This is a genomic window from Hoeflea sp. CAU 1731 (assembly GCF_039888615.1).
Lineage (GTDB): Bacteria > Pseudomonadota > Alphaproteobacteria > Rhizobiales > Rhizobiaceae > Flavimaribacter.
In genome coordinates this window covers 251,567-275,700 of the sequence record NZ_JBDQQS010000007.1, presented here as the reverse complement: position 1 = coordinate 275,700, position 24,134 = coordinate 251,567, and the positions used below count along the sequence as shown (strand labels likewise).

26 protein-coding genes, 1 tRNA gene and 1 rRNA gene are annotated in these 24,134 nt (G+C 58.9%); 21 read left to right on the top strand and 7 right to left on the bottom strand.

The window, feature by feature from the left end; all coding sequences use genetic code 11:
- The 11 genes from rrf to AAFN47_RS13865 all read left to right on the top strand — a co-directional run.
- Positions 1 to 87, top strand: a 5S ribosomal RNA gene (gene rrf, locus AAFN47_RS13915); the annotation flags it as partial.
- A 110-nt stretch (positions 88 to 197) separates the two neighbouring features.
- Positions 198 to 274, top strand: a tRNA-Met gene (locus AAFN47_RS13910).
- A 387-nt stretch (positions 275 to 661) separates the two neighbouring features.
- Positions 662 to 1,873: an urea ABC transporter substrate-binding protein gene (locus AAFN47_RS13905; protein WP_499809838.1), complete on the top strand. Its 1,212-nt coding sequence runs from the start codon at positions 662 to 664 to the stop codon at positions 1,871 to 1,873.
- Positions 1,874 to 1,926: 53 nt separating this feature from the next.
- Positions 1,927 to 2,793, top strand: a complete 867-nt coding sequence (locus AAFN47_RS13900; protein WP_499809837.1) for a branched-chain amino acid ABC transporter permease — start codon at positions 1,927 to 1,929, stop codon at positions 2,791 to 2,793.
- A 10-nt stretch (positions 2,794 to 2,803) separates the two neighbouring features.
- Positions 2,804 to 4,615, top strand: a complete 1,812-nt coding sequence (locus AAFN47_RS13895; protein ID WP_499809836.1) for a branched-chain amino acid ABC transporter ATP-binding protein/permease — start codon at positions 2,804 to 2,806, stop codon at positions 4,613 to 4,615.
- On the top strand, positions 4,608 to 5,306 hold the full coding sequence (locus AAFN47_RS13890; RefSeq protein ID WP_499809835.1) for an ABC transporter ATP-binding protein: 699 nt from the start codon (positions 4,608 to 4,610) through the stop codon (positions 5,304 to 5,306). The genes AAFN47_RS13895 and AAFN47_RS13890 overlap by 8 nt, the downstream gene beginning before the upstream one ends.
- 2 nt (positions 5,307 to 5,308) lie before the next feature.
- A complete protein-coding gene (locus AAFN47_RS13885; RefSeq protein ID WP_499809834.1) occupies positions 5,309 to 5,464 on the top strand; it encodes a hypothetical protein in 156 nt (51 codons plus the stop codon).
- On the top strand, positions 5,448 to 6,815 hold the full coding sequence (locus tag AAFN47_RS13880; RefSeq protein WP_499809833.1) for an amidase: 1,368 nt from the start codon (positions 5,448 to 5,450) through the stop codon (positions 6,813 to 6,815). The genes AAFN47_RS13885 and AAFN47_RS13880 overlap by 17 nt, the downstream gene beginning before the upstream one ends.
- Positions 6,802 to 7,941 (top strand): transporter substrate-binding domain-containing protein, encoded by a 1,140-nt coding sequence (locus tag AAFN47_RS13875; RefSeq protein WP_499809832.1) that lies wholly within the window; start codon positions 6,802 to 6,804, stop codon positions 7,939 to 7,941. Before AAFN47_RS13880 ends, AAFN47_RS13875 begins: the two co-directional genes overlap by 14 nt.
- Entirely contained in the window at positions 7,938 to 8,537 is a 600-nt protein-coding gene (locus AAFN47_RS13870; RefSeq protein WP_499809831.1) for an ANTAR domain-containing response regulator, read from the top strand. The genes AAFN47_RS13875 and AAFN47_RS13870 overlap by 4 nt, the downstream gene beginning before the upstream one ends.
- Before the next feature lie 45 nt (positions 8,538 to 8,582).
- Positions 8,583 to 8,795 carry a hypothetical protein gene (locus tag AAFN47_RS13865; protein ID WP_499809830.1) on the top strand — a complete coding sequence of 71 codons (213 nt, stop codon included), beginning with the start codon at positions 8,583 to 8,585 and terminating at the stop codon, positions 8,793 to 8,795.
- Positions 8,796 to 9,046: 251 nt separating this feature from the next.
- Here the strand turns inward: AAFN47_RS13865 and AAFN47_RS13860 are convergent, their stop codons facing one another.
- From AAFN47_RS13860 to AAFN47_RS13840, 5 genes are all read right to left on the bottom strand, one after another.
- On the bottom strand, positions 9,047 to 10,054 hold the full coding sequence (locus AAFN47_RS13860; RefSeq protein ID WP_499809829.1) for a serine hydrolase domain-containing protein: 1,008 nt from the start codon (positions 10,052 to 10,054) through the stop codon (positions 9,047 to 9,049).
- A gap of 9 nt (positions 10,055 to 10,063) precedes the next feature.
- Positions 10,064 to 10,435 carry an SDR family oxidoreductase gene (locus AAFN47_RS13855; protein WP_499809828.1) on the bottom strand — a complete coding sequence of 124 codons (372 nt, stop codon included), beginning with the start codon at positions 10,433 to 10,435 and terminating at the stop codon, positions 10,064 to 10,066.
- Entirely contained in the window at positions 10,386 to 10,829 is a 444-nt protein-coding gene (locus AAFN47_RS13850; RefSeq protein ID WP_499809827.1) for an SDR family NAD(P)-dependent oxidoreductase, read from the bottom strand. Before AAFN47_RS13850 ends, AAFN47_RS13855 begins: the two co-directional genes overlap by 50 nt.
- Positions 10,830 to 10,876: 47 nt before the next feature.
- A complete protein-coding gene (locus AAFN47_RS13845) occupies positions 10,877 to 11,872 on the bottom strand; it encodes an LLM class flavin-dependent oxidoreductase (protein ID WP_499809826.1) in 996 nt (331 codons plus the stop codon).
- Between the two features lie 93 nt (positions 11,873 to 11,965).
- Entirely contained in the window at positions 11,966 to 13,147 is a 1,182-nt protein-coding gene (locus AAFN47_RS13840; protein WP_499809825.1) for an alpha/beta hydrolase, read from the bottom strand.
- Between the two features lie 130 nt (positions 13,148 to 13,277).
- On the opposite strand from AAFN47_RS13840, the gene AAFN47_RS13835 reads away from it, so the two are divergent.
- Positions 13,278 to 13,490, top strand: a complete 213-nt coding sequence (locus tag AAFN47_RS13835; RefSeq protein WP_499809824.1) for a hypothetical protein — start codon at positions 13,278 to 13,280, stop codon at positions 13,488 to 13,490.
- Here AAFN47_RS13835 and AAFN47_RS13830 read toward each other — a convergent pair.
- Positions 13,469 to 13,954 (bottom strand): hypothetical protein, encoded by a 486-nt coding sequence (locus AAFN47_RS13830; protein ID WP_499809823.1) that lies wholly within the window; start codon positions 13,952 to 13,954, stop codon positions 13,469 to 13,471. The two genes, AAFN47_RS13835 and AAFN47_RS13830, sit on opposite strands and share 22 nt — an antisense overlap.
- 401 nt (positions 13,955 to 14,355) lie before the next feature.
- Here AAFN47_RS13830 and AAFN47_RS13825 point away from each other — a divergent pair, with 401 nt between their 5' ends.
- Positions 14,356 to 14,808 carry a MaoC family dehydratase gene (locus AAFN47_RS13825; protein WP_499809822.1) on the top strand — a complete coding sequence of 151 codons (453 nt, stop codon included), beginning with the start codon at positions 14,356 to 14,358 and terminating at the stop codon, positions 14,806 to 14,808.
- Between the two features lie 57 nt (positions 14,809 to 14,865).
- Here the strand turns inward: AAFN47_RS13825 and AAFN47_RS13820 are convergent, their stop codons facing one another.
- A complete protein-coding gene (locus AAFN47_RS13820; protein WP_499809821.1) occupies positions 14,866 to 15,504 on the bottom strand; it encodes a TetR/AcrR family transcriptional regulator in 639 nt (212 codons plus the stop codon).
- Positions 15,505 to 15,709: 205 nt separating this feature from the next.
- On the opposite strand from AAFN47_RS13820, the gene AAFN47_RS13815 reads away from it, so the two are divergent.
- The 8 genes from AAFN47_RS13815 (at position 15,710) to AAFN47_RS13780 (ending at position 24,131) form a co-directional block, all read left to right on the top strand.
- On the top strand, positions 15,710 to 16,558 hold the full coding sequence (locus AAFN47_RS13815; RefSeq protein WP_499809820.1) for a uracil-DNA glycosylase family protein: 849 nt from the start codon (positions 15,710 to 15,712) through the stop codon (positions 16,556 to 16,558).
- A 4-nt stretch (positions 16,559 to 16,562) separates the two neighbouring features.
- The gene (locus AAFN47_RS13810) at positions 16,563 to 18,194 is read left to right on the top strand and encodes a GMC family oxidoreductase (protein ID WP_499809819.1); all 1,632 of its coding nucleotides are present in this window, start codon (positions 16,563 to 16,565) and stop codon (positions 18,192 to 18,194) included.
- Positions 18,191 to 18,511 carry an NIPSNAP family protein gene (locus tag AAFN47_RS13805; RefSeq protein WP_499809818.1) on the top strand — a complete coding sequence of 107 codons (321 nt, stop codon included), beginning with the start codon at positions 18,191 to 18,193 and terminating at the stop codon, positions 18,509 to 18,511. Before AAFN47_RS13810 ends, AAFN47_RS13805 begins: the two co-directional genes overlap by 4 nt.
- A 74-nt stretch (positions 18,512 to 18,585) precedes the next feature.
- Positions 18,586 to 19,656, top strand: coding sequence for a BMP family ABC transporter substrate-binding protein (locus AAFN47_RS13800; protein WP_499809817.1), 1,071 nt, complete (start codon positions 18,586 to 18,588; stop codon positions 19,654 to 19,656).
- Between the two features lie 32 nt (positions 19,657 to 19,688).
- Positions 19,689 to 21,260 (top strand): ABC transporter ATP-binding protein, encoded by a 1,572-nt coding sequence (locus AAFN47_RS13795; protein ID WP_499809816.1) that lies wholly within the window; start codon positions 19,689 to 19,691, stop codon positions 21,258 to 21,260.
- On the top strand, positions 21,250 to 22,290 hold the full coding sequence (locus tag AAFN47_RS13790; protein ID WP_499809815.1) for an ABC transporter permease: 1,041 nt from the start codon (positions 21,250 to 21,252) through the stop codon (positions 22,288 to 22,290). The genes AAFN47_RS13795 and AAFN47_RS13790 overlap by 11 nt, the downstream gene beginning before the upstream one ends.
- Positions 22,283 to 23,176: an ABC transporter permease gene (locus AAFN47_RS13785; protein WP_499809814.1), complete on the top strand. Its 894-nt coding sequence runs from the start codon at positions 22,283 to 22,285 to the stop codon at positions 23,174 to 23,176. Before AAFN47_RS13790 ends, AAFN47_RS13785 begins: the two co-directional genes overlap by 8 nt.
- 13 nt (positions 23,177 to 23,189) lie before the next feature.
- A complete protein-coding gene (locus AAFN47_RS13780) occupies positions 23,190 to 24,131 on the top strand; it encodes a nucleoside hydrolase (RefSeq protein ID WP_499809813.1) in 942 nt (313 codons plus the stop codon).
- The last annotated feature ends 3 nt before the right edge of the window (positions 24,132 to 24,134 follow it).

Sequence of the window (24,134 nt, the reverse complement as noted above, 5' to 3'; positions counted from 1 at the left end):
CCGTTCCCATGCCGAACACGGCCGTGAAACGCCCCAGCGCCAATGGTACTTCGTCTCAAGACGCGGGAGAGTAGGTCATCGCCAGGTCTGATAATAGCAACACCAAATCAATCTTCTCTTTACACATGCCCGAACTCGGGGCTTCGCACATCGTGCGGCGGCCTTACCGGAACGGATCGTGCAGAACCGCGTGTTGACGCGGGGTGGAGCAGCCCGGTAGCTCGTCAGGCTCATAACCTGAAGGTCGCAGGTTCAAATCCTGCCCCCGCAACCAAGAATAGCCCGCAAAGTCAGTGACTTGCGGGCTTTTTTGTTCCTGGCGCATTGCGACTAAAGTTCGCTCCGGAATCATATCGGAATCATCTGGGCAGGAATTGTAGCGCGCGTTCGCGCAGGATATCGAGGCGGCCTCCGACGGCGGAGTCCAGAGGTTCGGGTAGTGTCAAATATCTTTCGCACTTTTGGATTTGGCTGGTGATCTGAACCTCTCAAGCGGACTTGACAGATGACTAGCCCGCGCGCTAACGTATTAACGTGCGACGATGCACATGAAAGCCAAAAGCGACGTAGCTGGACACTTGTCTCGAGCGCGTCGCTTTGTCTTTTTCCGGCATGCGCAGATTTGGTGTTCAGCTCTTCTCCAGAGACAGGGAACACCACTATGAAGTATCCTAACAAAATTCGATTCGGTGTCGCGGCAATTGCGCTGCTGGCAGCCCAGTCAGCCTATGCCGAAACCAAAATCGGTGCAATTTTCGATTTAACCGGCGGTCTAAACATCTACGGTATCCAGCAGAACAATGCGCTGAACCTTGCTGTTGAAAGCATCAATTCTGCAGGCGGCGTCAATGGCGAACCGGTTACCGTCGTCGGCTACGACGCACAATCCGAACTCGCCAAGTATACGCAGTTTGCACAAACATCAGTGCTCCGTGATGGCATCTCCGCCATGTTTGCCGGTTTGACCAGTTCGTCGCGCGAGGCCATCCGGCCAATCTTCCGCAAGGCGAACATTCCCTATTTCTACTCATCGCTTTATGAAGGCGGCGCCTGCGACAAGCAGACCTTCGTCACCGGTTCGTCAGCCTCCCAGCAGCTCAGCGTCCTCATCAAGTGGGCAGTCGAGAACTACGGCAAGCGGATCTACATCATGGCGCCAGACTACAATTTCGGCGCCATTTCTGGCCACTGGATCCATGAATATGCCAAGCAGAACGGCGCTGAAGTCGTCGGCGAGGATTATCTGGCGCTTTCGGTCACCGACTATGCACCGACCATCCAGAAGATACAGGCTGCAAAGCCTGACGCGGTCGTTGCGCTTCCGGTTGGAGCTAACCAGACAGGTTTCCTTGAGCAGTTCGCGGCGGCAGGTCTGAAGGACACAATTGGTGTTGTCTCCACTAACTACGGCTCAGGTAACCAGCAGGTGGTGGTATCGCCACAGGCTGGTGAAGGTCTTGTGTCTGCAATGGGCTATTTCCCAGCTGTCGACAGTGACGCCAATGGCAAGTTCAAAGCTGCCTGGGAAGCCAAATATGGAACCGAAACGCCAATCGTTGCCGGTGCCGTTGATGTTTGGAACGCTGTTCACCTTTGGGCAGCAGCTGCCAACAAGGCTGGTTCTGCAGACCCCGCAAAGGTCATCCCCGCTCTCGAAAGCGGCCTGACGTTTGAAGCTCCGAACGGGGCTGTCAAACTGGAGCCCGGTTCCCACCACCTCACGCAGGATATCTACATCGCCAAAGGCGACAACAATCACGGCTTCGAGATCGTTCAGACCTTCGCGGCTTCGGCGCCGGCGTATGAGAATGAAAAGTGCGACCTCATCGCCAATCCTGAAACCGCTGAACACTTTACTCCCGAAGGCAAGTAAGCATAGCCGGGCATGCCTGTTCTTGATGGGCATGCCCGTTCCGGGAGGATATCATGGAACTCGACTATCTGGCGACAGTGCTACTGTCATCACTATCCAGCGCATCAATCTTGCTCATAGCAACACTCGGCTTGGCGGTTGTTTACGGCCTGATGGGCGTCATCAATCTTGCCCATGGCGAGTTCCTGATGGTGGGGGCCTACTCGGCACTGACTGCCACGCAGTTGGGTATCCCCTATCCGCTCGCCATTCCAGTAGCCGTCATCATGACAATGATGATCGGGGCGATTGTGGAACTCCTCATAATCCGACGTCTCTATGGACGCTTGTTCGACACCATGCTGGCGACTTGGGGTCTGGGTATGGTGTTCAATCAGTGCGCTGTACTGCTTTTCGGCACTGTGTCCCCGGGTATTGGCATGCCGCAATACAGTCTAAAGATTGGCGCCTACAGTCTGGCTGTCTATCCGCTTGCAATGATTGCTGTAGCTGGGCTTATGCTGGCCTTTGTCTACCTTCTGATGACGAAGACGGTCTACGGAATGAAGGCGCGGGCCTCCATTCAGGAGCCAGAAATGGCTCAGGCGATTGGAATCGACTCTTCGCGTGTAAACACGCTGACATTTTCCATCGGTTGCGGTCTCGCCGGTTTTGCGGGCGCTATCCTGCTCCCCATCATTCCAGCGACGCCCTCCATGGGCCTTTTTTTCGCGGTCAAGGGCTTTCTTACCGTTGTTGTCGCGGGCCCGGTCGCACTTACCGGCACAGCCGTGACGGCTCTCGGTCTGGGAGGTGGGTCATCAGTTACCGCGAGCTTCATGACCTCCGTGGTCGGTGATATTTTCTTCTTTGTCGCAACCGCACTTATGCTGTGGCTTTACCCGATGGGTATTTCACGCAATTGGCGCCGCAAGCTGTAGGAACGCCGACATGCTTGATAAACTCTACTATTCTGCGAGCTTCGTGTTCCCGCTCATCGCGACAGCAATTGCCTTGTTGGTCGCAGGTTCCCTCGACCCGTACCTTGCTTTCGTAGCGACCTCTTGGGTCATTTTCGGTCTGCTAGGCCTGAGCCTTGATATTATCTGGGGCCGAGGAGGTTTTCTGTCCCTTGCGCAGACCGCTTTCTACGGACTGGGTGGTTACTTTGGCGCAGTCATCGCGATCAACATGGCTCCGCAATGGGGAATGACGCTGGTTTGGGCTTTGCCTTCCGGGGCAATCTTCGGCGCACTGGTTGCGGCAGCTCTAGGCTACATCATCTTCTTTGCCCGCATGGGCGAGCTGCAATCAACGATTCTGTCCTACACCTTCACCTTGTTGGTTTGGGCCGTGACCCAATCATTCAAGATGGATGTCGGTCAAGCGGTCATTGGCGGCGACAACGGCCTGTCCAACATTCCGGGATTTGTGATCGGTTACGGTCCACAGGCCGAAGCCCTCGGTCCGAACGGCGCCTTTGCCCTGGTTGTTGTCATCAGCGCAGGCATTTATTTCTTCACCCGATGGCTGATGCGCAGCAATTTTGGTCGGATTGTCGACTGCGTGCGGATTGATATCGGAAAAAGCGAACTGCTCGGTTTTGACATCCGCAAGTTCCAGATCATCAATTTTGCCTATTCCGGTGCTGTGGCGGGTATCGCTGGTGCGTTGTTCGCTCTTTGGGCGAACTACCTCAATCCCTCGATATTCTCGGTACCCGAGGCGTTGCTCGTTCCGATTTATGTTCTGGTCGGCGGGCTTGGCACCTTGGCTGGACCGTTCCTCGGCGCGCTTGCAATTGGAGCCTTGTCTTTCTGGTTGGGCGGTGGTGCAGCGGGTGGGCAGACAACACTTATCCTCGGCGCAGTCCTCATCCTGCTTGTGTTGTTCCTTCACAACGGGGTTCTTGGAGCCATCGACCGGGTCTGGCGGCAGGTTATCCCCGATCCGAACGATGCCGCGCGCAATGCCGGCGCCGTCAAAATCGATACAGACGTGTTGGAACTCATTCTCAAGGACGCCGCTGAGCAGGCCGGGCCAGCCAAGGAACTGGACACTGTTGATCTCTACAAGCGCTTTGGCGGCGTTGTTCCTGTCAACAAGGTCAGCAGGGAATTCGCACCTGGCAAACCTTACGCCCTTATTGGTCCCAACGGTGCCGGCAAGAGCTCGTTCCTGAAAACTTGCGTGGGAATGTATCCGCCAGAGGGCGGGTCAGTTCTGCTGGGCGGCGAGGATGTAACGAGATCTCCCATTTTCAATCGTGTCCGCAAGGGCATGGGAGTCAAGAACCAGAAGCCGCAGGTGTTTGGCCCGCTTTCCGTAGCGGAGAATCTCTGGACGGCTGCCTATGCGCGCACCAGAGACAATGTTCAGGCCATCGCAATAAGCCGGAAGGTTCTGGACATGCTTGGTCTGCACGAACAAGCCGCCGTCGAAGCATCAGCCTTGTCGCATGGACAACAGCAATGGCTCGACATCGGCATGGTGCTTTGTCTGGCGCCCCGCGTGATCCTGCTCGATGAACCCGCAGCTGGGATGACAAACGAAGAAACGCGGGAATTGTCCCTGCTGGTCAGGACACTCGCCAAGTACACAACAGTCGTTGTGGTCGAACATGACATGGAGTTTATCAGAACCCTCGAAGGCCATGTGACCGTACTTCATCAAGGGAAGCTCTTCGCTGAGGGAGACATCGATACCCTGCGTGCAAACGATGCCGTCCTCGACATTTACCTTGGGAGGAGTGAGCATGTTTAAGGTCATTAGTGCAACTGGCGGCTACGGTAAGACGACGATTATCCGTGATGTCTCACTTGATGTGAACGCAGGTGAGATCGTGGCCCTTCTCGGTCGCAACGGTGTGGGAAAATCCACTCTGATGCGGTTTGCGACCGGTTTGATACCGGCGTCCAATGGTACTGTGGAGATTGCGGGCGAAATAGCGCCTGCTTCGCCCTCCAAGCGTGCGCGCATGGGCCTTGGCTATGTGCCACAGGGCCGCTTTGTCTTCCAGCGGATGACCGTGATGGAGAATATTGCGGTAGCTGCGGCGTCGAATGGGTATGACGCCAAAGCGACAGTAGATGAAATGCTTGCCGACTTCCCGCTTCTAGAGCCCAAGGCCACCGATCTGGCGGGGGGGCTGTCGGGCGGACAGCAGCAAGTACTTGCTCTTGCTCGCGCGCTCGCCACACGTCCAAAAATTCTTCTGTTGGATGAACCGACCGAGGGCGTTCAGCCGTCAATCATCGACGAAATGGCAGGGATTTTGAAACGGATCAATCGGGACAGCCAGATTGCAATTCTGGTTGCCGAACAGAATCTCGACTTCTGCCTTTCAATCGCCGGCCGTGCCTACGTGATGGAGAAGGGAGCAATCAGGCTCGAAACGGATCGCCAAAGCCTCAAGAACGACAAGGCGCTTCAGCAAGAGCTATTGGGGGTCTGAACATGAGCGACGAAAACAAACTGACGGAAGACCAACTGAAACAAATCGAGGCGACGCTCAAACGGATTCGTGGCGGATTGTCCCGTTTCTCTTTCGCAAAACCGACCGAACCAGCACATGTGTATCAGCCGGAGGCTTTCGATGACAAAAGAGCTTGAGAGCATGTCCGCGCAAGTTGCCGCCTTGGCCGCTGGAGCCGAGACGCCGTCCTCCCTGGCTGAACGGGCTCTTGATCTCGCAGAACGCAATGCGGACCTCAACGCGTTTGTTGCACTGGATCGATCCGTTATCCTGGAGCAGGCCGAGGCGGCAACAACACGCAGACAACAAGGGCGCGCATTAAGCGCAATCGATGGCGTCCCAATTGCAGTCAAGGACAACTACCTGTCAAGGGATTATCCAACGACGGCCTGCTCGCATGCCTTGCCCGATGATCCCGGCAATGTAGATGCGACGGTCGTCGCAAATCTCCGTCGTGCTGGCGCAGTTATCTTTGGAAAGACCAACATGCACGAATGGGCCTACGGCGCAACAAACAGCACCTCGTCTTTTGGCCCGACGAAAAACCCCCATGACAAAAGCCGTATCACCGGCGGAAGTAGCGGCGGATCGGCTGCTGCGGTCGCAGCAGGAATTGTCGGCATGGCCTTGGGCAGCGACACAGGCGGATCAGTCCGAATTCCCTCAGCCGCCTGTGGCGTCTATGGCTTCAAGCCCGGATACGGTCGCGCTTCGCGCAACGGAGTTCTTGCTCTAAGCTGGTCTCTCGACGCACCCGGTCCTTTGACGCGGGATATTGAAGATATCGAGCTTGTATTGCCGTACTTCATCGGCACAGATGCTGCCGATGCTTCAACCTTCCATTCACAGCCGTTTGGTTTGGTCGAAGGGGTCTCCAATCCAAAACTGGTAGCTCTGAACGGCCCAGGCCTGGAACGGTCAGATGAGGTGGACAATGCGCTTGCTGCAGCATTGAAAGCCACATGCTTGCCCGTGGCTTCAGTCGAATTGAATCAAATGGACAGCTACTTCTCCGCTTGGGAAGCAATTCTCCATTGTGAAGCTTCTGCGTATCATGTCTCCAGACTGTCTGGTACTGGTTTTTCTGATGTCACGCGCGCACATTTGGAGGCTGGAAGGCAGATCTCTGCCGAAGACTACTTGAAAGGCCTGTCAATCAGAGCGGAATTTTCTGACAAGCTCTTGAACCAGATTGGCGATTGGGATGCACTCGTATTGCCGACGTTACCGGTCGTGGCGCCAAAGCACGGTGTCGACTGGCAACAGTTCGGTGGCCGGAAGGTCACGACACAGGACAGCATGACCTGGTTTTGCTGGATCGGGAATCTTGCGGGATTTCCGTGCATCACAATTCCGGTTCCCAATGGAGCGCCCGGCTTGCCTGTCGGCATGATGTTGATGGGCAGGCCAGGAAAAGACGAACAACTTCTGGCGATTGCTAAATTTGTCGATAGCCGGGTGAAAGGCAGTGTGAGTGGTGGACGCTGATACTATCAAGATTGGCGTACTGTTTTCTCAGACCGGCCCAATGGCCGTAACAGAAAACGCGCATGTTCAAGGCATCCTGCTGGCCTGCGAAGAAATCAACGCGTCCGGCGGGATTTCCGGACGTACCATTGAGCCAGTCGTGCTGGATCCGTTCGGCTCTGATGAACAGTACGCGGCATTGGCAACGGAACTGTTGGTCAAGCATCGGGTCAATGTGATCTTTGGCACTTGCCTGTCGTCCAGCCGTAAAGCTGTACTTCCTGTCATTGAACGCTTTAACGGAGTGCTCTTTTATCCATCGGTATACGAAGGGTTCGAGTACTCTCCGAATGTCATTTACGGCGGCGCGGTGCCCAATCAGGTCATCCTGCCATTGCTGGAATACTTCTACGAGCACGAAGGCAAACAAATTGCATTGATCGGTTCCGACACGCTTTACGCGCGTGAGGTCAATCGTATCGTGAATGAATTTCTGTCCGAAAGCGGCGGAGCGGTTACATCGGAAAGCTACCTTCCAATCGGAGCAAATGGCGATCATTTCCGAATGGTGCTTGAATCGTCCATCGTGCCAGAGGTCAACGCCATCATTTCGACGGTTGTTGGGCAAGACAGCATCACATTGTATGACGCATTCCATACAGCCGGTTATGACGGGACAAAGCTGCCAATTGCATCTCTGACGACGACGGAATCGGAACTGTCAAAAATGAAGCCGGAAGCCAGGATTGGTCACATCTCGGTTGCGCCATATTTCTCAACGTTGCCGACTGCTGCGAGCGAAGCATTTCGGAAACATTTCGTTGAGCGGTATGAGAAAGCTGGTGAACCGGGCGTCTATTCGGAGGTCTGCTACAATCAGGTCCACATGTTTGCCAACGCAGTCAGACAGGCTGGTAGCGACGACACTGATGCAATCCTTTCAGCACTATCTGGGGCCGTTTTCAAAGGCCCAAGTGGCGACATCTTTGTAGAAACCGAAACGAACCATTCGACACTTCGCCCGCTCGTGGGAAAGGCCACGAGCGATGGCACGTTTGAAATTGTCTGGCGGAGTGGCGCAGTTGTCCGGCCGGATCCGTACCTCGTTGCTTACGATCGATCAGTCGCGGGACGTGTTGTCGTATGACAGATGAGCCGCCGCCAAGACACTATAATTTGCTTCGTCGATTGCGGCGCATGCGGGTGCTTGTCATTCATCCAGATGACAGTGAAAGGGAGATGTTTCTTGCGCATTTGCGCCGGATTGGATGCCAGGTCGAAAGCGTCTGGCCAGCTCCGTCATCCTTGCCGGACAAGATCGATATCGTCCTGTTTCTTGTGAACCGCATTCATGACAAAGGTGCGCTGGCGTGGATGGCCAGTGCAGATGATATCGCCAGGATTGGCATTATTTCGTTCGAAACTCCCGAGATACTCGAAGAACTGGAGCGTTTGCATGTGCACGGTGTACTATCGAAGCCGATCCGGCATTTCGGTGTGCTCGCCGCCCTGTCCACGGCAATCGGTCTTGCCCGGCACGAAGTACGGCTGAAGAAGCGGGTATCTTCCCTGGATGAAACGCTGAAGGCGCGGCGAAAGATCGAGAAGGCAGTCCAACTACTGGCCGAAAGCCGGTCAATCAGTGAAGCGGAAGCCTACAAGCGGATTCGCGACAAATCGATGAATTCGAAGGAGAGCATCGCATCGATTGCTGACGCGATCATTGCTGCGAGCGATATTTAGGAGCGGGTTTCGCTGAATAAGTTTGGACGTGTTGGAGGGCCAGCCATGACGATAACATTGAAACCCGAAGCCTCGACAATCCTGATCGTGGAGCCATCCAAGTTGAACAGTCGATTGCTGGGTAATGAAGCTGAAGCGACCACGTCGACCAAATTCAGTCATCTCGACGAAGCTGCGAACTTTGCCAAGGCACCCCGTTGGTTTGCTGTATTCGATCAGAACGACATGATTTCGGTCATTTCCTTGAAGGTAATATAAGGAGTCCGGAAGGTCGGGTCGATATCGTGCGGGATCGTTTTACTGCTATAGTAGCAAGCGACGCCGGGACCTGACCCGGGGATGTAGATCAGGCGGTATAGCTGACAAAGGTGGCGAAGCGTTGGAAAACAGAGGCATGCCTGGTTAACCAAACCTGCTCAAAACAGTGTTTGTTCAAAAGGTTCAGGCAGGCCTTCCGTGTCCGGTGTCCTGCGAAAGAATTCCTTGCTGATGACTACGCTGCCGCTTTGTCATCCCCGCGCGGCATGCAGGATCGGGCCGTCGAGGAAGCGCATCAGTTCGCCGAAATAGCCGGCCGAGCGCGCTGGACGATCGGGATCGGAGGTGAAGGCGACGGCCAGTTTGCGCGAGGGGTTGGCGGCGATGATCTGGCCGCCGTAACCGCGGGCGACGATGAATCCCGTTTCTGTCAGAAACCATCCGTAGCCGTAATCCATCCCGGACCAGGGCGAACGGGTGCGCGCTTGCGTCGAGGCGTCGATCCAGCTTTTCGGGACGATCTGCTTGCCCTCGAAGCGTCCGCCGTCGCGCATCATGATCGCGATTTTCAGCATTGCATGAGGCGAGAGCGCCATTTCATTGCCGCCGAGATAGAAACCCTTCGGATCTCGGGTCCAGGGTGGGATTTCGATTCCCAGAGGCGCGCCGAGACGCGTGCGGGCCAGTGTCAGCAGGTCCTTGCCCGTCGAGACCGTCAGCGCTGCGCCCAGAACATGCGTCGAGCCGGTCGAATAGATCATGCGGCCGCCGGGGCGCCCGACCATCGGTTGCCGCAGGGCGTAGCCGATCCAGTCGTCCGAACTGATCCACGCGCCGTATTCGGGGCCGGAGGTCGCCGCCAGGCCGGCCCTCATGGTCACCAGATCCTCAAGTGTAATGTCTTCAACGCCGGGTGTGGCGTCGGAGGGAATAATGGTCGGGGCGACTGTGGCAAGACGCGCATCGACGCTTGAGGCCTCTCCACGCGCGATCGCCGTTCCAAGCAACAGCGAAACGATGCTTTTCGAACAGGACTTGATACTCGCCGGCTGGTCGAGCGGCGGACCACGCAACGCTTCGAAAAACAACACCTTGTCGCCATGCTGCACGATCAGCGAGCGCAATCGATCGAAGGAACGCGCAGCCTCTTCGATACTCTGCTCCTGTGTCCAGGCGGGAAGCGCGCGCAGAATGAGAAACGGCGCCGCGAGTCCGATAACGGCTACCTTTGAAAAATTGCGCCTGTTCATCCTCAACATTCACTTTGCCTATTGGGCTGTAAATCCGCCATCGACGGTGAGTACATGGCCCACCACGAAACGCGCTTCGTCGGACGCCAGATAAAGCGTCGCCGCGGCGATCTCTTGCGGTCGACCGAGACGCTTGATCGGAACCCATTCGGCGGCTTCATCGCGTGTTGCGTGATGATCCTCAACCCAGCGCATGAACACGTCGTTTGGAATGTCGAAGGCGCAGGTCGCGATGGCGTTGATCGAGATGTTTTCGGCTGCGACCTGCAGAGCGCGGATTTGGTCAGCCCGATGACCCCGCCTTTGGTCGCGCCGTATAGCCCGTTGTCGGCGACGCCTGTCATGCTGCTGGTGATCGACGCCTGATTGACGATCGGCCCCCGCCGCCATTCTTCCGCATCTGCGCGACCTGGTGCTTCATGCCGTAGTAAGTGCCCTTCAGATTTGTGTCGATGAGCGTGTCGAAATCCTCCGACGGCAAGTCCAGCGTCGGCCCCGCAATTTCCTTCGCCGCGTTGTTGATCGCAATGTCGAGCCTTCCGAAGCGCGCCACGGTCTCCGCGACAAACGCCTCCACATCGGCTTCCCGGGATACGTCGGCGTGCATGTAGAAGCCTTCCGCTCCCTTGCCTTTGATTGCGGTGAGGGTTTCTTCGCCGCCCGCGTCATTGATATCGCACAGCGCCAGTTTCGCGCCGTGTTGGGCGAAGGCGTCGGCCAGCACCCTGCCAAAACCCTGCGCCGCGCCGGTAATCAGCACCACCTTGTTTGCAAAATCGAACATCTCGCACTGTGCTCCGTTTCGTGTTCCCTGCAATTGCGTTTTCGATGTCAGGCTGGCTCCAGGGCTCCCATAACGCCGGACGCCAATTCGAAGGACTTGAGCCGCGCTGCGTGGTCGTGAATCTGTCCGGTGAAGATGATTTCGTCCGGCTGGTATCGATCGATCACGGAGCGGATCCGGTCGCGCACGGTCGCAGCCGAGCCGACGGCCGAAAAGGAGAGCGCCTGACTGGCGGATTCCAGGATCGCCCGGTCGTATCGCTCATGCAGGTCTTTGGCCGGTCTTGGCAGCTTGCCCGGTCGGCCGCTGCGCAGATTGGCGAAGGCCTGCAACATGGTTGAATGAAGGAACTGGCCTTCCTCGTCGGTGTCGGCGGCGAAGACGTTCATGGCCAGCATGAAGTAAGGCTTTTCGAGCTGTTGGGAGGGTTTAAAGGTATCCCTATAGATTTCCAGCGCGACATCCAGCGCCGCCGGGGCGAAATGCGAGGCAAAGGAATAGGGCAGGCCCAAATGGGCCGCCAATTGCGCACCGTAGGTGCTCGATCCCAGAATCCATATGGGAACGCGCGTTCCCGCGCCCGGGATCGCCCGCACTGAAAAGTTCTGCGCCTCGTCTGAGAAATACGCCATCAGTTCGACCACGTCCTGCGGGAAGTTGTCTCCGCCGTCGAGGTTGCGCCGCAGGGCTCGCGCCGTCGGCATGTCGGTGCCCGGAGCGCGGCCAAGACCCAGGTCGACCCGACCCGGAAAAAGCGTCGCCAGCGTGCCGAATTGCTCCGCAATGACGAGCGGCGCATGATTGGGCAACATCACGCCCCCGGAGCCGACGCGCATTGAGGTTGTGTCGCCGGCGATCTGGCCAATCAATACTGAGGTTGCAGCGCTGGCGATGCCCGGCATGTTGTGGTGCTCGGCCAGCCAATAGCGGTTGTACCCAAGTTTCTCTGCGTGGCGCGCGAGATCAATGCTGTTGCGCAACGCGTCTTCGACGCTCGAGCCTTCGGGCACGGGGGCGAGGTCGAGAATGGAATAGGGGATCATGAAACTACTCTGACAGGATGAAAATTCGAGGGAACGGGCAACCGGCGCCGTTTCCTATGTAGTGCCCCGCGATGCAGAAGCCAACGGGCGGGGTCAGTCGCCTCTGGCCAGAAACTCCAGTTGCGCGTCGACGATCGTTTTCCATGCCGGATCGGATGGCAAATAGATGTGGTTGTCGCTTTCGACCTGAAGGAATTCGGCGCCTTCGATCGTCGCAGCCACCAGGCGTCCCTGCGAGACCGGATGAACCGAATCATTGCTGGCGTGGATGACGAGCGTTGGCGCGCGCACCTTTTCCAGATCGTTCAACACGTCGATATGGTCAATCTCGACACGGATACGCGCTGCGTTTTCCGGAGAGGCGGAGGCGAGCTGGATTTCGACAAGATTGTCCAGTTCGGCGCGTGAGGCGCTCGGACAGAACAGCGTGGTGAATGCGGTCATGAAGGCGCTTTTCGGATTGCCCCAACCGCTGCGGATCATGGTCAGAAGCGCCTCGGTTTCAGCCTCGCCGAAATCGGGATCGCGGTGCGCCCGTCCTTGAGCGAAACCACCATAGAGCACCAGTCGGCTGATGCGGTCGGGATGCGTCGCCGCAATCCTGATAGCCGCCGGCGCGCCTTGAGAGGATGCGACGATCGGGAACCTCTCCAGCCCTGCGGCGTCTGCAACGGCCAGCAGATCCGACGCATAGGACTCAACAGAGATATCGGTGAGCCTGGCGTCCGAAAGACCGGTTCCACGCTGATCATAACGGATGAGCGTGTGGCGGGCGCCGAGCGCCTCGAGATAAGGACGCCATACCAGGCTGCGCCAGTCTTTCTCCAGATGCGTCAGGAAATGGCCCGCCCGCATGACAGGCGGACCGGATCCGGATGCCGCATAGGCGATGCGCATCCCATCAGATGACCGGGTGAAGCGCACTGTTTGCGGCGCTTCAGAGATCGGCGCTGGTTGTTCCTCGGCGTCGGTCGTCGCGGGGACGATCAATTCCAGGCCGCGACGGGTCACGGTGCGGATAATCTTCTGGTCCTTCCCGTTGTCGCCGACGGCCGTTCGAGCGGCGTTGACGCGCGCGCTGATCGTGGCTTCGGAGACAATGCGTCCGTTCCAGATCTCCTCGACAATCTGATCCTTGGTCACCAGGCGTCCGGCGTTGCGCGCAAGCAGCAGCAGAAGATCGAAAACCTGGGGTTCAACGGCGACCGTCTGGCCGTTGCGTGCGAGGCTGTAGCTTTCGGCGTCGAGCACACAATCGGCAAAACCATATTTCATGCGATCTTTGTTTCCTGTGGCCGGTTGCGTGAAGAAATCAAGATAATCTCAAGACTATCTCAACATGGTCTTCAAGCGAAGCGGCGCCGAGTCGAGCAATCTTGTCCTCACTGAACAAGGAGAGATTGCCATGACCGATACGAAAAGCTTTCAGACCCGCAAGGACGGATCGATCGACTATGATTTTTACATCGCCAGAAGCCGCGCCATTCGCAGCAGGCAGGCCCATCAGGCGTTGGGCGCCGTTGCGCGCCGCATTCCGGACCCGCTTCTGCTCTTCCGGTTTCTCATGAACAAGCTGCGTTCGCACAGGGCCTTCCGCTATTTCGAGGCGAGCAGGTAAACTGTGACTGCGCCGTCCTCCGTGATCTCTGCGGCGACGACTTTGTCGATGTCGACGTTATGGGAATCGAGCGCATTGTAAAAGACGGCGCTGCCCTTCATGGCGTGGCGCATTTCGGCGACGGCGCTTTCGCTGTCGGCGATCGCCGTCTCGACCTTCTCGAAACCCTCGATCGTCTCGGGTTCGCCAAGGAACACAATGTCGAAACTCTCGACGTTGACGAGAAGCAGGATTTTTCCAGCCGCGTCGTCGGCCTGGGCGATCGCTGCTACCACCGTATCTACGGACGGGACATCGGCTTTCGTCTTTTCCTTCACTTCGGAACCGACAATCGTCTCCGTCCTGTCGCTATCAAGGGTCTGCGCGGCTGTTTCGACAACGGGCGCCGCCGTCAGAAGCAACGTCGTAAGCACTGTCGCACGCAGTAGCCAATGGAAGTCGTATTCTGAAGTATTAATAATCATGGCTCTTGTTGCAGATATCTTGTGTGAGTTTCAATCGATCCGTCCGATAGCCCGTTTTCATGTCGGGAAAGGGGCGGTGAACGGCGTTGTCGCGAAATAACGACCGGTTACGCCGGATGTTCCGCGCCCGCATTTTGGAATGCTGGAGACGCCCGCCACCGGCAGATTCAGACTTAACAAATATGAGCGTGGTTGACACGTTCCTGTGGCGACTCGGCGCCATTTCTATCCCGGCGCCTTGATTGTTACTTTGCCGAAGCGCTTTTTCATTGTCCACCGGCAACGGTGGAAGACGACTGGCGTTCCGGAATTTCCTCGTATCGGGAGATCGGCATGTTCGTGCGCTGTGATAACCTCCTTCCTTCAAAAGGCCGATTCGCCGCGACGGGAGGACATACAGAATGGCAGGCAAATATTTCGAGGAATTCGAGATCGGCATGGTCATCGAACACGAGGTTCGACGCACCGTTACCGAAATGGACAACACGCTGTTTTCGACCCTGACGATGAACCCGGCGGCCATTCACATCGACCACGAGTACGCGAAGACGACGGAATTCGGAAAGCCTCTGATCAATAGCGTCTTCACGCTTGGTCTGGTCGTCGGCCTCTCGGTCGGCGAGACGACGCTCGGCACGACCGTCGGCAATCTGGGTTGGGAAGAGGTCAAGTTTCCGAAGCCGGTCTTTGCGGGCGATACGATCCGCGCCACAACGGAAGTGCTTGCCAAACGCGAAAGCAAGTCGCGACCGACGCAAGGCATCGTCACCTTCCTGCAGCGCGGGATCAATCAGCGCAACGAGATCGTATGCGAATGCCGACGCCTCGCGCTGATGCTGAAGAGGCCGGCGTGACGAATCGCAGAATCAATCGTTGGCCGAAGTAATTCGAAAGTCGCAGCCGTGGTGGGCTTACTGAGCCGCCGGTTTCAGGCACCCGTTCAGGATCAACGTCACGATATTGTCGTAGGCTTCCTCATAATCCCGGGTCGTAAGCCTGTTCTTGCAGAGCGTCACGGCGGCGACGGTGGCGAAATCGGCGTAGAACTGCGTCGACGCCCAGATCGTCATGAACAGGTGGTTGGGGTCGACCTGCGCCATTTTTCCATCACGGATCCAGCCTTCTATCACCGTGGCCTTTTCTTTCGTGATCTTCTGCATGTGCTTCTTCTGCTTGCGCGACAGGAACCTGCCGCCGCGCAACATCTCGTTGGCGAAGAACCGTGAATCGACGAGGTGTTTGCGAGAATAATCCATCTTTGCGCGGATGTAGTCTCGGAGCGCTTCTTCCGGCTCGCGAGCCGGATCGATATGTCCCAGGGCTTCGTCCCAACCGGCAAGCAATCGTTCGATCAGCGTCGCGTAGATCGCTTCCTTGGTTTCGAAATAATAGTAGACATTGGCCTTCGGCAGACCGCTCGCCTGTGAAATCTCGGCGATGCGCGTGCCGTCGAAACCCTTGCGGGAAAACAGGTCCACGGCGGCTTTTAGAATTTTGGCCTCGTTGCGCGCGCGTATGCGAGCCTCGGAATTTTTCTTCGGCGCTACCATGGTCGTCCTGCTGTCTCCGGCATTGATCTCTCCCCGGTCTGCTTTCTCCGCCTCGGCCGTATAGCAGTCAAGGGCAATAAACCCTTCTTTCCGGAGAGGGAAGGGCCTGTTGAAAAAATCTGACGTTTTGGTCAGGTTTTGGAATTTCATTACTTGACGTTTTGGTCAGGTTTTGCAAAGCTGAATTCCGTTTCAGGGAGATTTCATGCCGGAAAGACTGGTCGAGGCATTGCAGGAAACGCTGACGGGCTGGCAGGATGACCTGCCCGAATCCTGGCGCGCAGTTCTTGGCGACGTCGCACTCGGTTTCGACGATTGCGATCCTTCTCTCACGCTTGAGCCCTGGGAGCCGATCTTTCCGGCCCGTCGCGGCCAGACCTTTCCTGGCGCGCCGGAGGGCGCGCATATTCTGCGCGCCTTTGATGATATTGCGCCGGATGACGTCACCTGCCTGATATTGGGGCAGGATCCCTATCCCGCGCCGGACTTTGCGACCGGTCGCGCCTTCGAAGCCGGCAATGTCGCGGTCTGGCGTGAGCTGGACAAGATGTTCTCGAAAAGCGTTCGCGCCTATATGCAGCTGATCTGCGCGGCGCGCTCAGGCAATGCAGAATACGCCCGTTCCTTTGAATCCTGGCCCGGACTGCTTGACGACATCGAGACCGGCAAGGTCGATCTTGAGCCCGCTGATCGTCTGGCCGAACGGTGGGTGACGCAGGGCGTGCTGTTGCTGAACTCGTCGCTCACGCTTTCCCGCTTCCAGGTTGCAGTCGATCCTCATCAGTCTCGCGGGCATTTGCCCGTATGGCGTCCGCTGATGTTGCGGGTGCTCGAGATTCTCGCCAAACGCAATACCCCTCTGGTGATCATCGCGTTCGGCGACGCGGCGACGGACTGTCTGGCTATCGCCCGCATGACCAATCCGTCGCCGCCCATACACGTGATCTCTCGCCCGCATCCGGCGTTCGCCGACGAATTGCTGCCGATGGAAAACCCCTTTGTCGCCTGCAACCGCTTGCTTGAAGCTGCGGGCGTCCAGCCGATTGCCTGGTGACGATATGAGCAAGACCTTCGACTATGTTATCATCGGCGCAGGCTCGGCCGGCTGCGTGCTGGCAAACCGGCTGTCGGCCGATCCCGGCAATCGGGTTTTGCTTCTGGAGGCCGGCGGACGGGATCGCAATCCGCTGTTCCGTCTGCCGATGCTGATGGGCAAGCTGTTTCAAAGCGGCGTCTACAACTGGCATTATCACACGGAGCCGGAACCCTACCTTAACGGACGCTCGCTCTACTGGCCGCGCGGCAAGGTGCTGGGCGGTTCGTCCACCATCAACGGCATGATCTATGTCCGCGGCAATCGCCACGACTACGACCGCTGGTCCCAGATGGGGCTACCGGGATGGTCCTACGAAGACGTGCTGCCGGCCTTCCGCCGCTCCGAAGGACATATTCAGCGCAACGGCGATTTCCACGGCTCCGAGGGAGAGCTGACGGTCTGCCGGGCGAGGGGCTCCAATCCGCTGCACGAGATCTTCATCAATGCCGGCGTCGAGGCCGGGCATCCGGCCAATGACGACTTCAATGGAGAAGGCCAGGAGGGTTTTGGCCGGTTCGACTTCACCATCAAGGACGGCAAGCGCTGGTCGACCTCGCGCGCCTTCCTGCAGCCTGTCCTCGATCGGAAAAACCTGACAGTCGAGACCGGCGCGCTGACAAAGCGGATCGTCGTGGAGAGCGGACGGGCCGTCGGCGTCGAATATCTGCAGGACGGAGAGACGAAAACCGCGCATGCGGATCGAGAGATCGTCGTTTGCGCCGGCACGGTCAACTCGCCGCAGGTTCTGCTTCTTTCCGGCATCGGTCCGGCCGATGAAGTCGCCGTGCACGGCATTGAGCCGGTGCATGATCTTCCCGGCGTTGGCAAGAACCTGCAGGATCACGTCGATTGCGTCATGTCCTGGGAATGCACCAAGCCCGTCACCCTGTATTCAGACCTGCGCGCTGACAAGCTGGCATGGTCGATGGTCGAGGGAATGATGTTCGGCCGGGGCATTGTCACGACCTTTCCCTATGAGGGCGGCGCCTTTCTGAAATCCGATGACCGGCTGGAAGCGCCCGATATCCAGCTTCACTTCATGCCGGCGCTGGAAAGGACCGCCAATCTGCATTTCCCCAATCCATTCAAGCGCAAGGATACGACGGAAAGCGACCATGGCTTCACGATGCGGGTCGGTCCGGTCAATCCGGAAAGTCGGGGCGAAATTACGCTGCGTTCGGCCGATCCCGCCGACGCGCCGCGCATCCAGGCCAACTACCTCCAGTCCGATTTCGATCTTCAGACGATGATCGCCGGCATCCGGATGACGCGGGAGGTGATCGCGCAGAAATCCTTCGACCCCTATCGCGGCAAGGAGCTGGCGCCGGGCCCGGAAACGCATAGCGACGCAGACCTCGAGACCTGGCTCCGGGAGACGGCGATGACGACCTTCCATCCGGTCGGCACCTGCAAGATGGGAACCGACCCGAACGCCGTCGTCGACGCGCGGCTCAAGGTGCGCGGTCTTGAAGGACTCCGGGTCGCCGATGCGTCCATCATGCCGATCATATCGAGCGGCAACACCAACGCGCCCGCCATCATGATCGGCGAGAAGGCGGCGGAATTCATGACATTGGAGGATCAGCGCTCATGATTGTCGAACATCGCACCTATACGTTTCGTCCCGGTTCGGTCGACGGATGGCTCAAGAAATACGAGTCGCAAGGCCTCGCGATCCAGAAGCGGCATCTCAACCGGTTTCTGGGTCTTTATGTCAGCGAGATCGGCAAGCTGCATACAACGGTTCTCATGTGGGGATACGACAGTCTGGCGGATCGCGAGGCTCGCCGCCAGGCCATGTATCAGGACCCGGACTGGCAAACCTTCATTTCGGAAGTCTGGGCGCTGGACGCGATCCAGAGCCAGGACGTGATGATCATGAATCCTGCGCCCTTTTCACCCGGCGCTTGATACGCGAAACGGCCGCTTCGACGCCTCGCGGCCGTCATAACAAGAACTGCGAAACTCAGAGAAGGAACTGAACGATGACTGGAAAGATCATACAAGGAAACACCATGCTTCGCGTGCCCGTCCGGCGGCGCGGCCTGCTCAAGACGGCGGCGGGCGCGGCTGCGCTCGGGATGACCGGCAACCTGTTTTCCTCGCTCGCCCATGCGGCCGACGGTCTCGTGGCGCTCGTCCACACGCAGGCCGCAGGCGACAACGGTCCTGTAGACTCCATGATCTCGAAGCTGAAACAGCTTGCTTCGGAAAAGGGTTTTCCCTACCGGGCGATCTACGCGCAGGACCCGGCGACCTACGAGACCATTTTCCGAACACTGGGCGACGCAGGCGCCGCCGTGGTCGTCTCGACCTTCAACGAAGTCGCCGAGCCCATCAAGGCCGTCGCGCCGGACTACCCCGACACCAAGTGGATCCAGTTGTTCGCCGATCCGATCGAGCCGCCCATGCCGAACGTCGTCACGGTGTCCTATGACTATTATCTCGGCTGCTACCTGTCCGGCATTTTCGCTTCAGGCGTCAGCGCGAGCGGCAAGCTCGGCTTTATCGGGGGCATCTCCATTCCGCCGATCAACGCAGATTTCAACGCCTTCACCGCGGGCGCCAAATCACTGCGTCCGGACGTGACGACGACCGCCGCCTTCGCCGGTTCGTTCCAGGATCCGGCCAAGGGTCAGGAAATCGCCACGCAGATGTTCAGCGACGGCATCGACTACATCCAGACCGACGCCGCAGCGACCGATTTCGGAATCATCACCGCGGCGAATGAAGGAGAAGGTCGCATGGTCAGCGCCCTCGATCCGGCGCAGTTCCCGCTCGGTCCGAAATCGCTGATCGCGATCGTCGGCCTCGATTTCGGCATGTCGCTCTACAATGAAGTCAGCAGCGCGCTCGGAGACGATTGGGATGGCGGAAGCCATGTCTCGACGGGTCTCGGCACGGGCGTCATCGACTTCATCCGCTCACCGCTCTTCGAAGCAGACGGATCGGACGCACTCAACGCCAAGGCCATGGAAATCTGGCCGGAAGTCGAGAAGGCCAAAGCCGCCATACTCGACGGATCGCTCAAAGTGCCGTTCAATACCGAACTCTGAGGAGAACGGCTTTAATCCGCGGATAACGGCAAATGAGCGAAACGACGCCTCCCGTTCTTGACTGCCACGACGTCACCGTTCGTTTCGGCGACGTCGTGGCCTTGTCGAATGTTTCGGTCTCCTTCGCCAGCGGAGCGATCCATGCGGTTGTCGGCCAGAATGGCGCCGGCAAGACCACCTTCGCCCGCGTCATCGCGGGTCTCATCGATCCAGACGCGGGCAGCGTCCGGATTTCCGGGCGCGACATGCCGAAAGGCAGCGTCAACGACGCCAGGCGAGCAGGCGTGGAACTCGTGCATCAGAGTTTCGCGCTGCCGCCGTCCTTTACCGTCGCCGAAGCCATGCAGTTCGGCGGCGCCGGCGGGAAGCTCTATTCCCGCAGCCAGCTCGAGCGGCGCTGGCAGGCTCATCTTGACGCCCTCAACATCAATGTGAAAGCCGGGCAGCGGATTCGCGACCTGCCTGTCGAAAGCCAGCAGAGCGTGGAGATCGCCCGCGCGCTCGTCACCGACGCAAAACTGCTGATCCTGGACGAACCAACGGCCGTGCTGTCGCCCGAGGGAACGGAAAAACTCTTTGAACGGATCAGGCATCTCAAGAACGCCGGCGTCACCATTATTCTCATCCTGCACAAAATTCGCGAGGTGCTGGCGATCGCCGATACGGTTTCCGTCCTGCGCGGCGGCAAGCTGGTGGAAGGTCCCGTCGCCTGTTCGGGCATCGACGCGGACAAGCTTTCCGAGTTGATCATAGGTCCTTCCGCCCGGCCCCTCGACGAGGACGACCGCGCGGCGCTGACCGGTTCCGCGGCGTCGCTGCACACTCATGTCGGCGTCTCCGAACAGGATGGCGCGGCGGCGCCGATCCTCGACATGAAGTCGGTCTCTTCCGCGCCGGACGGCGACGGACCGCCGCTCATCGATGTCAGCCTCGGCATTCGACCGGGCGAGATCGTCGGCGTCGCCGGCGTTGAAGGCAATGGTCAGCGCACGCTGGTTCGCGCGCTTTCCGCCCTTGCCGATGTTCAGAGCGGAACCATCGCGCTTGACGGAAGGCAGGTCACGACCATGCCGTTGCAGGGCCGCCGGATCGCGGGATTGCGGGTCATTCCCTTTGAACGCAATGTCGAGGGATTGAGCCTGACGAGTTCACTGTGGGAAAACTGGTCCGCCCGGAAATTGCTGCAGGGTTCGCTGCTTTCGTGGATCAGGCCGTCCGCGTTGCGTTCGGAATGCAAATCAGCCCTCGACGCCTGGGACGTGCGCTACGCGACCGTCGCCCAGCGCGCAGGAAGCCTCTCCGGCGGCAACGCCCAGAAGGTCATCCTGTCGCGGGAGATGGACGAGCACGCGCGGCTCATCATCGCCGCGCAGCCGACGCGCGGACTGGATATCGGTGCGACCGCCTTCGTCTGGGACGCCCTCGACAAGGCGCGGCGCCGCAATTGCGGCATATTGCTGATCTCGTCCGACCTTGACGAAATCATGGACATCTGCGACCGCGTCGTCGTGATGCTCTCCGGGCGTATCGCCGGAACCTTCGAACCTCCCTACGATATTGCACGCATCGGAGCCGCCATGACGGGGGTGACCCATGAGCGATAGTCTCGTCTCCATCGCCCGCGCGCTGGTATTCATCGTCGTCGCGCTTGTCCTCTGCGCCGTGATCTTCTCGATCGCCGGCTTCTCCGCAGAGCTCATGTTCAGCGCGATTCTCGACGGGGCGTTCCTGCGCAATGGCGCGCTCAATCACGCGCTGCGCTGGGGATTGCCGCTGTTCATCACTGCGGTTGGCGTCGCCATCTCGTTCCGTGCGGGCTATTTCAATATCGGCGCGCAGGGTCAGTTCTATGTGGGGGCGATCTGCGCCGCATTCGTCGCTGAATGGACAAGCGGCGCGCCGGCTTTCATCGTCATTCCCCTGTGTTTCCTGGCGGGCATGATCGGCGGGGCCCTGTGGGCGCTGTGGCCCGGTCTCCTGAGATTGCGTTCGGGCGCGGACGAGGTGATCACCACGCTGATGGGCAACTTCCTTGCCGGTCTGCTGCTCATCTATGTCACGTCTGGACCGCTCAAGGACCAGTCCGGATCGGGACAGCAGGCGTCCAGCCGTCCCCTCGAAGCCGCCTATCGCATCAGCAATTCTCTGGGCGTGTCGCCGCTGATCATCTCGATCGCCGTCATGGTCGGCCTGTCGATGTGGCTTCTGGTAAACCGCACGTCGTTCGGCATGATGTCGGGTCTGGCCGGGCGCAACCCGACCATGGTCACCTGGCAGGGCGCGAAGCTGTGGAAGGTGGGGCTCGCCAGCTTCCTCATCAGCGGCGCGCTGGCCGGCCTTGCAGGAACCATCGAACTGATGGGGCCGAATGGCAGGCTTGCATCCGGCTTTCTTCCGGCCCATGGCTTCACCGCCATCCTGATCGCGCTGGTCGCCAATCTCTCGATCCTGGGAAGCGCCGTTGCAGCGCTGTTCTTCGGCGGCCTCGCTTCCGCCGCGCTCTACCTTCCCGTCATCGCCGGACTGCCGTCCTCGGCGATCGACATCATCAATGCGGCGATCGCCCTTTTCATCACCGCGCGCTCGCAATTGATCGACCGCATCATGCGCTTCAGGAGCAGAGCCAATGGATGACATCATCATCGCCATCCTGCGGTCCGGCACGCCGCTCGTTTACGTGACGCTCGCCGGCGTGATCGCGCAGCGCGCCGGCATCTGGCATCTGGGTCTGGAAGGGCTGATGATCGCCGGCGCTTGCGCCACGATCCTTGGCGTCGTGTTCACGCAATCGATCGTGTTGGCGTTGCTCATCGCCGTTGGTGTATGCATGATCGCCTCGGTTCTGTTCTGGTTCGTGGTGGAAAAGCTCAAGGCGAACCAGATCATCGCCGGCCTTGGTCTGACAGGGCTTGGTCTCGGCGGCACGACGCTTGCGATCGAATCGATTTTCGGCAGCCAGGCGGCCGTCAGCGCGCCGTTCGGGTTGCCGCGCATCGGGCCTCTCTTTGGCTCCTTCGGCAATCTCTCGATCCTGGTTCTGCTGATGCCTTTCTTCGTTCTTGCGTTCTGGGTTCTGCTTCGCCGCACGCGTTTCGGGTTGCGGCTGGCGGCTGCAGGCGAGCACCCTTACGCGGCGAGAAGCGTCGGCATCGAACCGTCGCGGATCCGGCTTGTCGCACTGGTCATAGGCGGCGCCCTGTGCGCTCTCGGCGGGGCGGAACTGGCCGCCGGCAGTTTGCAGTTCTTCTCGCAGAACATGACCGCCGGTCGCGGTTTCATGGCTTTCGCCGCCGTCATATTCGGCGCGGGTCATCCGGTCGGCGCGGCGCTCGCCGCCATGTTCTTCGCGATTGTCGGCGCGCTGGGCATAAGGGCGCAGCTCGTCTTCGGAGACCGAGTGCCGCACGACCTGCTTTTGGGTCTGCCCTATATCGCGACCGTTATCGGCATCTGGATGAGCGCCCGCCTGCGCGGCGGCGCCAAGGCCATCTCCGGTTTCGGCGAATTGCGCGACAATTGAGAAAGGCGGCGGGATGAAACGCAAACTCATCATCCTGACAGATCCGGGGCAGGACCAGGCGGCCGCCATTTTGATGATTCTCGGCGCGCCTGAAACCTTTGACGTGCTCGGCATGGTGGCGACCGCCGGGAATATCGATCTCGGCTACACGACGACGAACTGTCTCAAGCTTCTGGAACTTGCCGGCCGCACGGATATTCCTGTTTACGCCGGGTGTCCGCGCCCGATGATGCGCGACCTCGTCACCGCCGAACATGTTCACGGACCGACTGGGCTCGACGGTCCCGTCCTGCCGGAGCCGGTGACGCAGATCGCCCCCGGTCATGGCGTCGACTTCATCATCCGCACATTGCGGGAACAGCCGGCCGGCGAGGTGACGATCTGCGGTCTCTCGCCACTGACCAATTTGGCCATGGCGCTTGTCCAGGCTCCCGACATTGCACCGCGCATCCGCGATATCGTCGCGATGGCCGGCGCCTATTTCGAGGTCGGCAACATCACCCCGTCTGCGGAGTTCAACGTTTATGTTGATCCGGAAGCGGCCGATATCGTGCTGAGCGCCGGCATTCCGATGACCATGCTGCCGCTGGACGTGACCCACCAGATGCTGTCGACGCCCGAACGGCTTGCGGCCATGCGCGGGCTCGGCAATCGGTGCGGCGTCGCCACCGCTGAAATGCTGGAGTTCTCCGAAAGCTTCGATCTGAACAAGTATAGCTGGGAAGGCGCACCGCTGCACGGCCCTTGCGTGCCGGCCTTCATGCTGCAGCCGGATATGTTCGAAGGACGCCAGATCAACGTAACCGTCGAAACCGGCAGCGAACTCACCCGCGGCATGACTGTCGCCGACTGGTGGCAAATCACAGATCGCGGGAGAAACGTCTTTTATGTCCGCAATGGTGACGCCGACGCCTACTACGCGCTTCTCCTGAAATGCCTCGGCAATCTGCCGTGACGC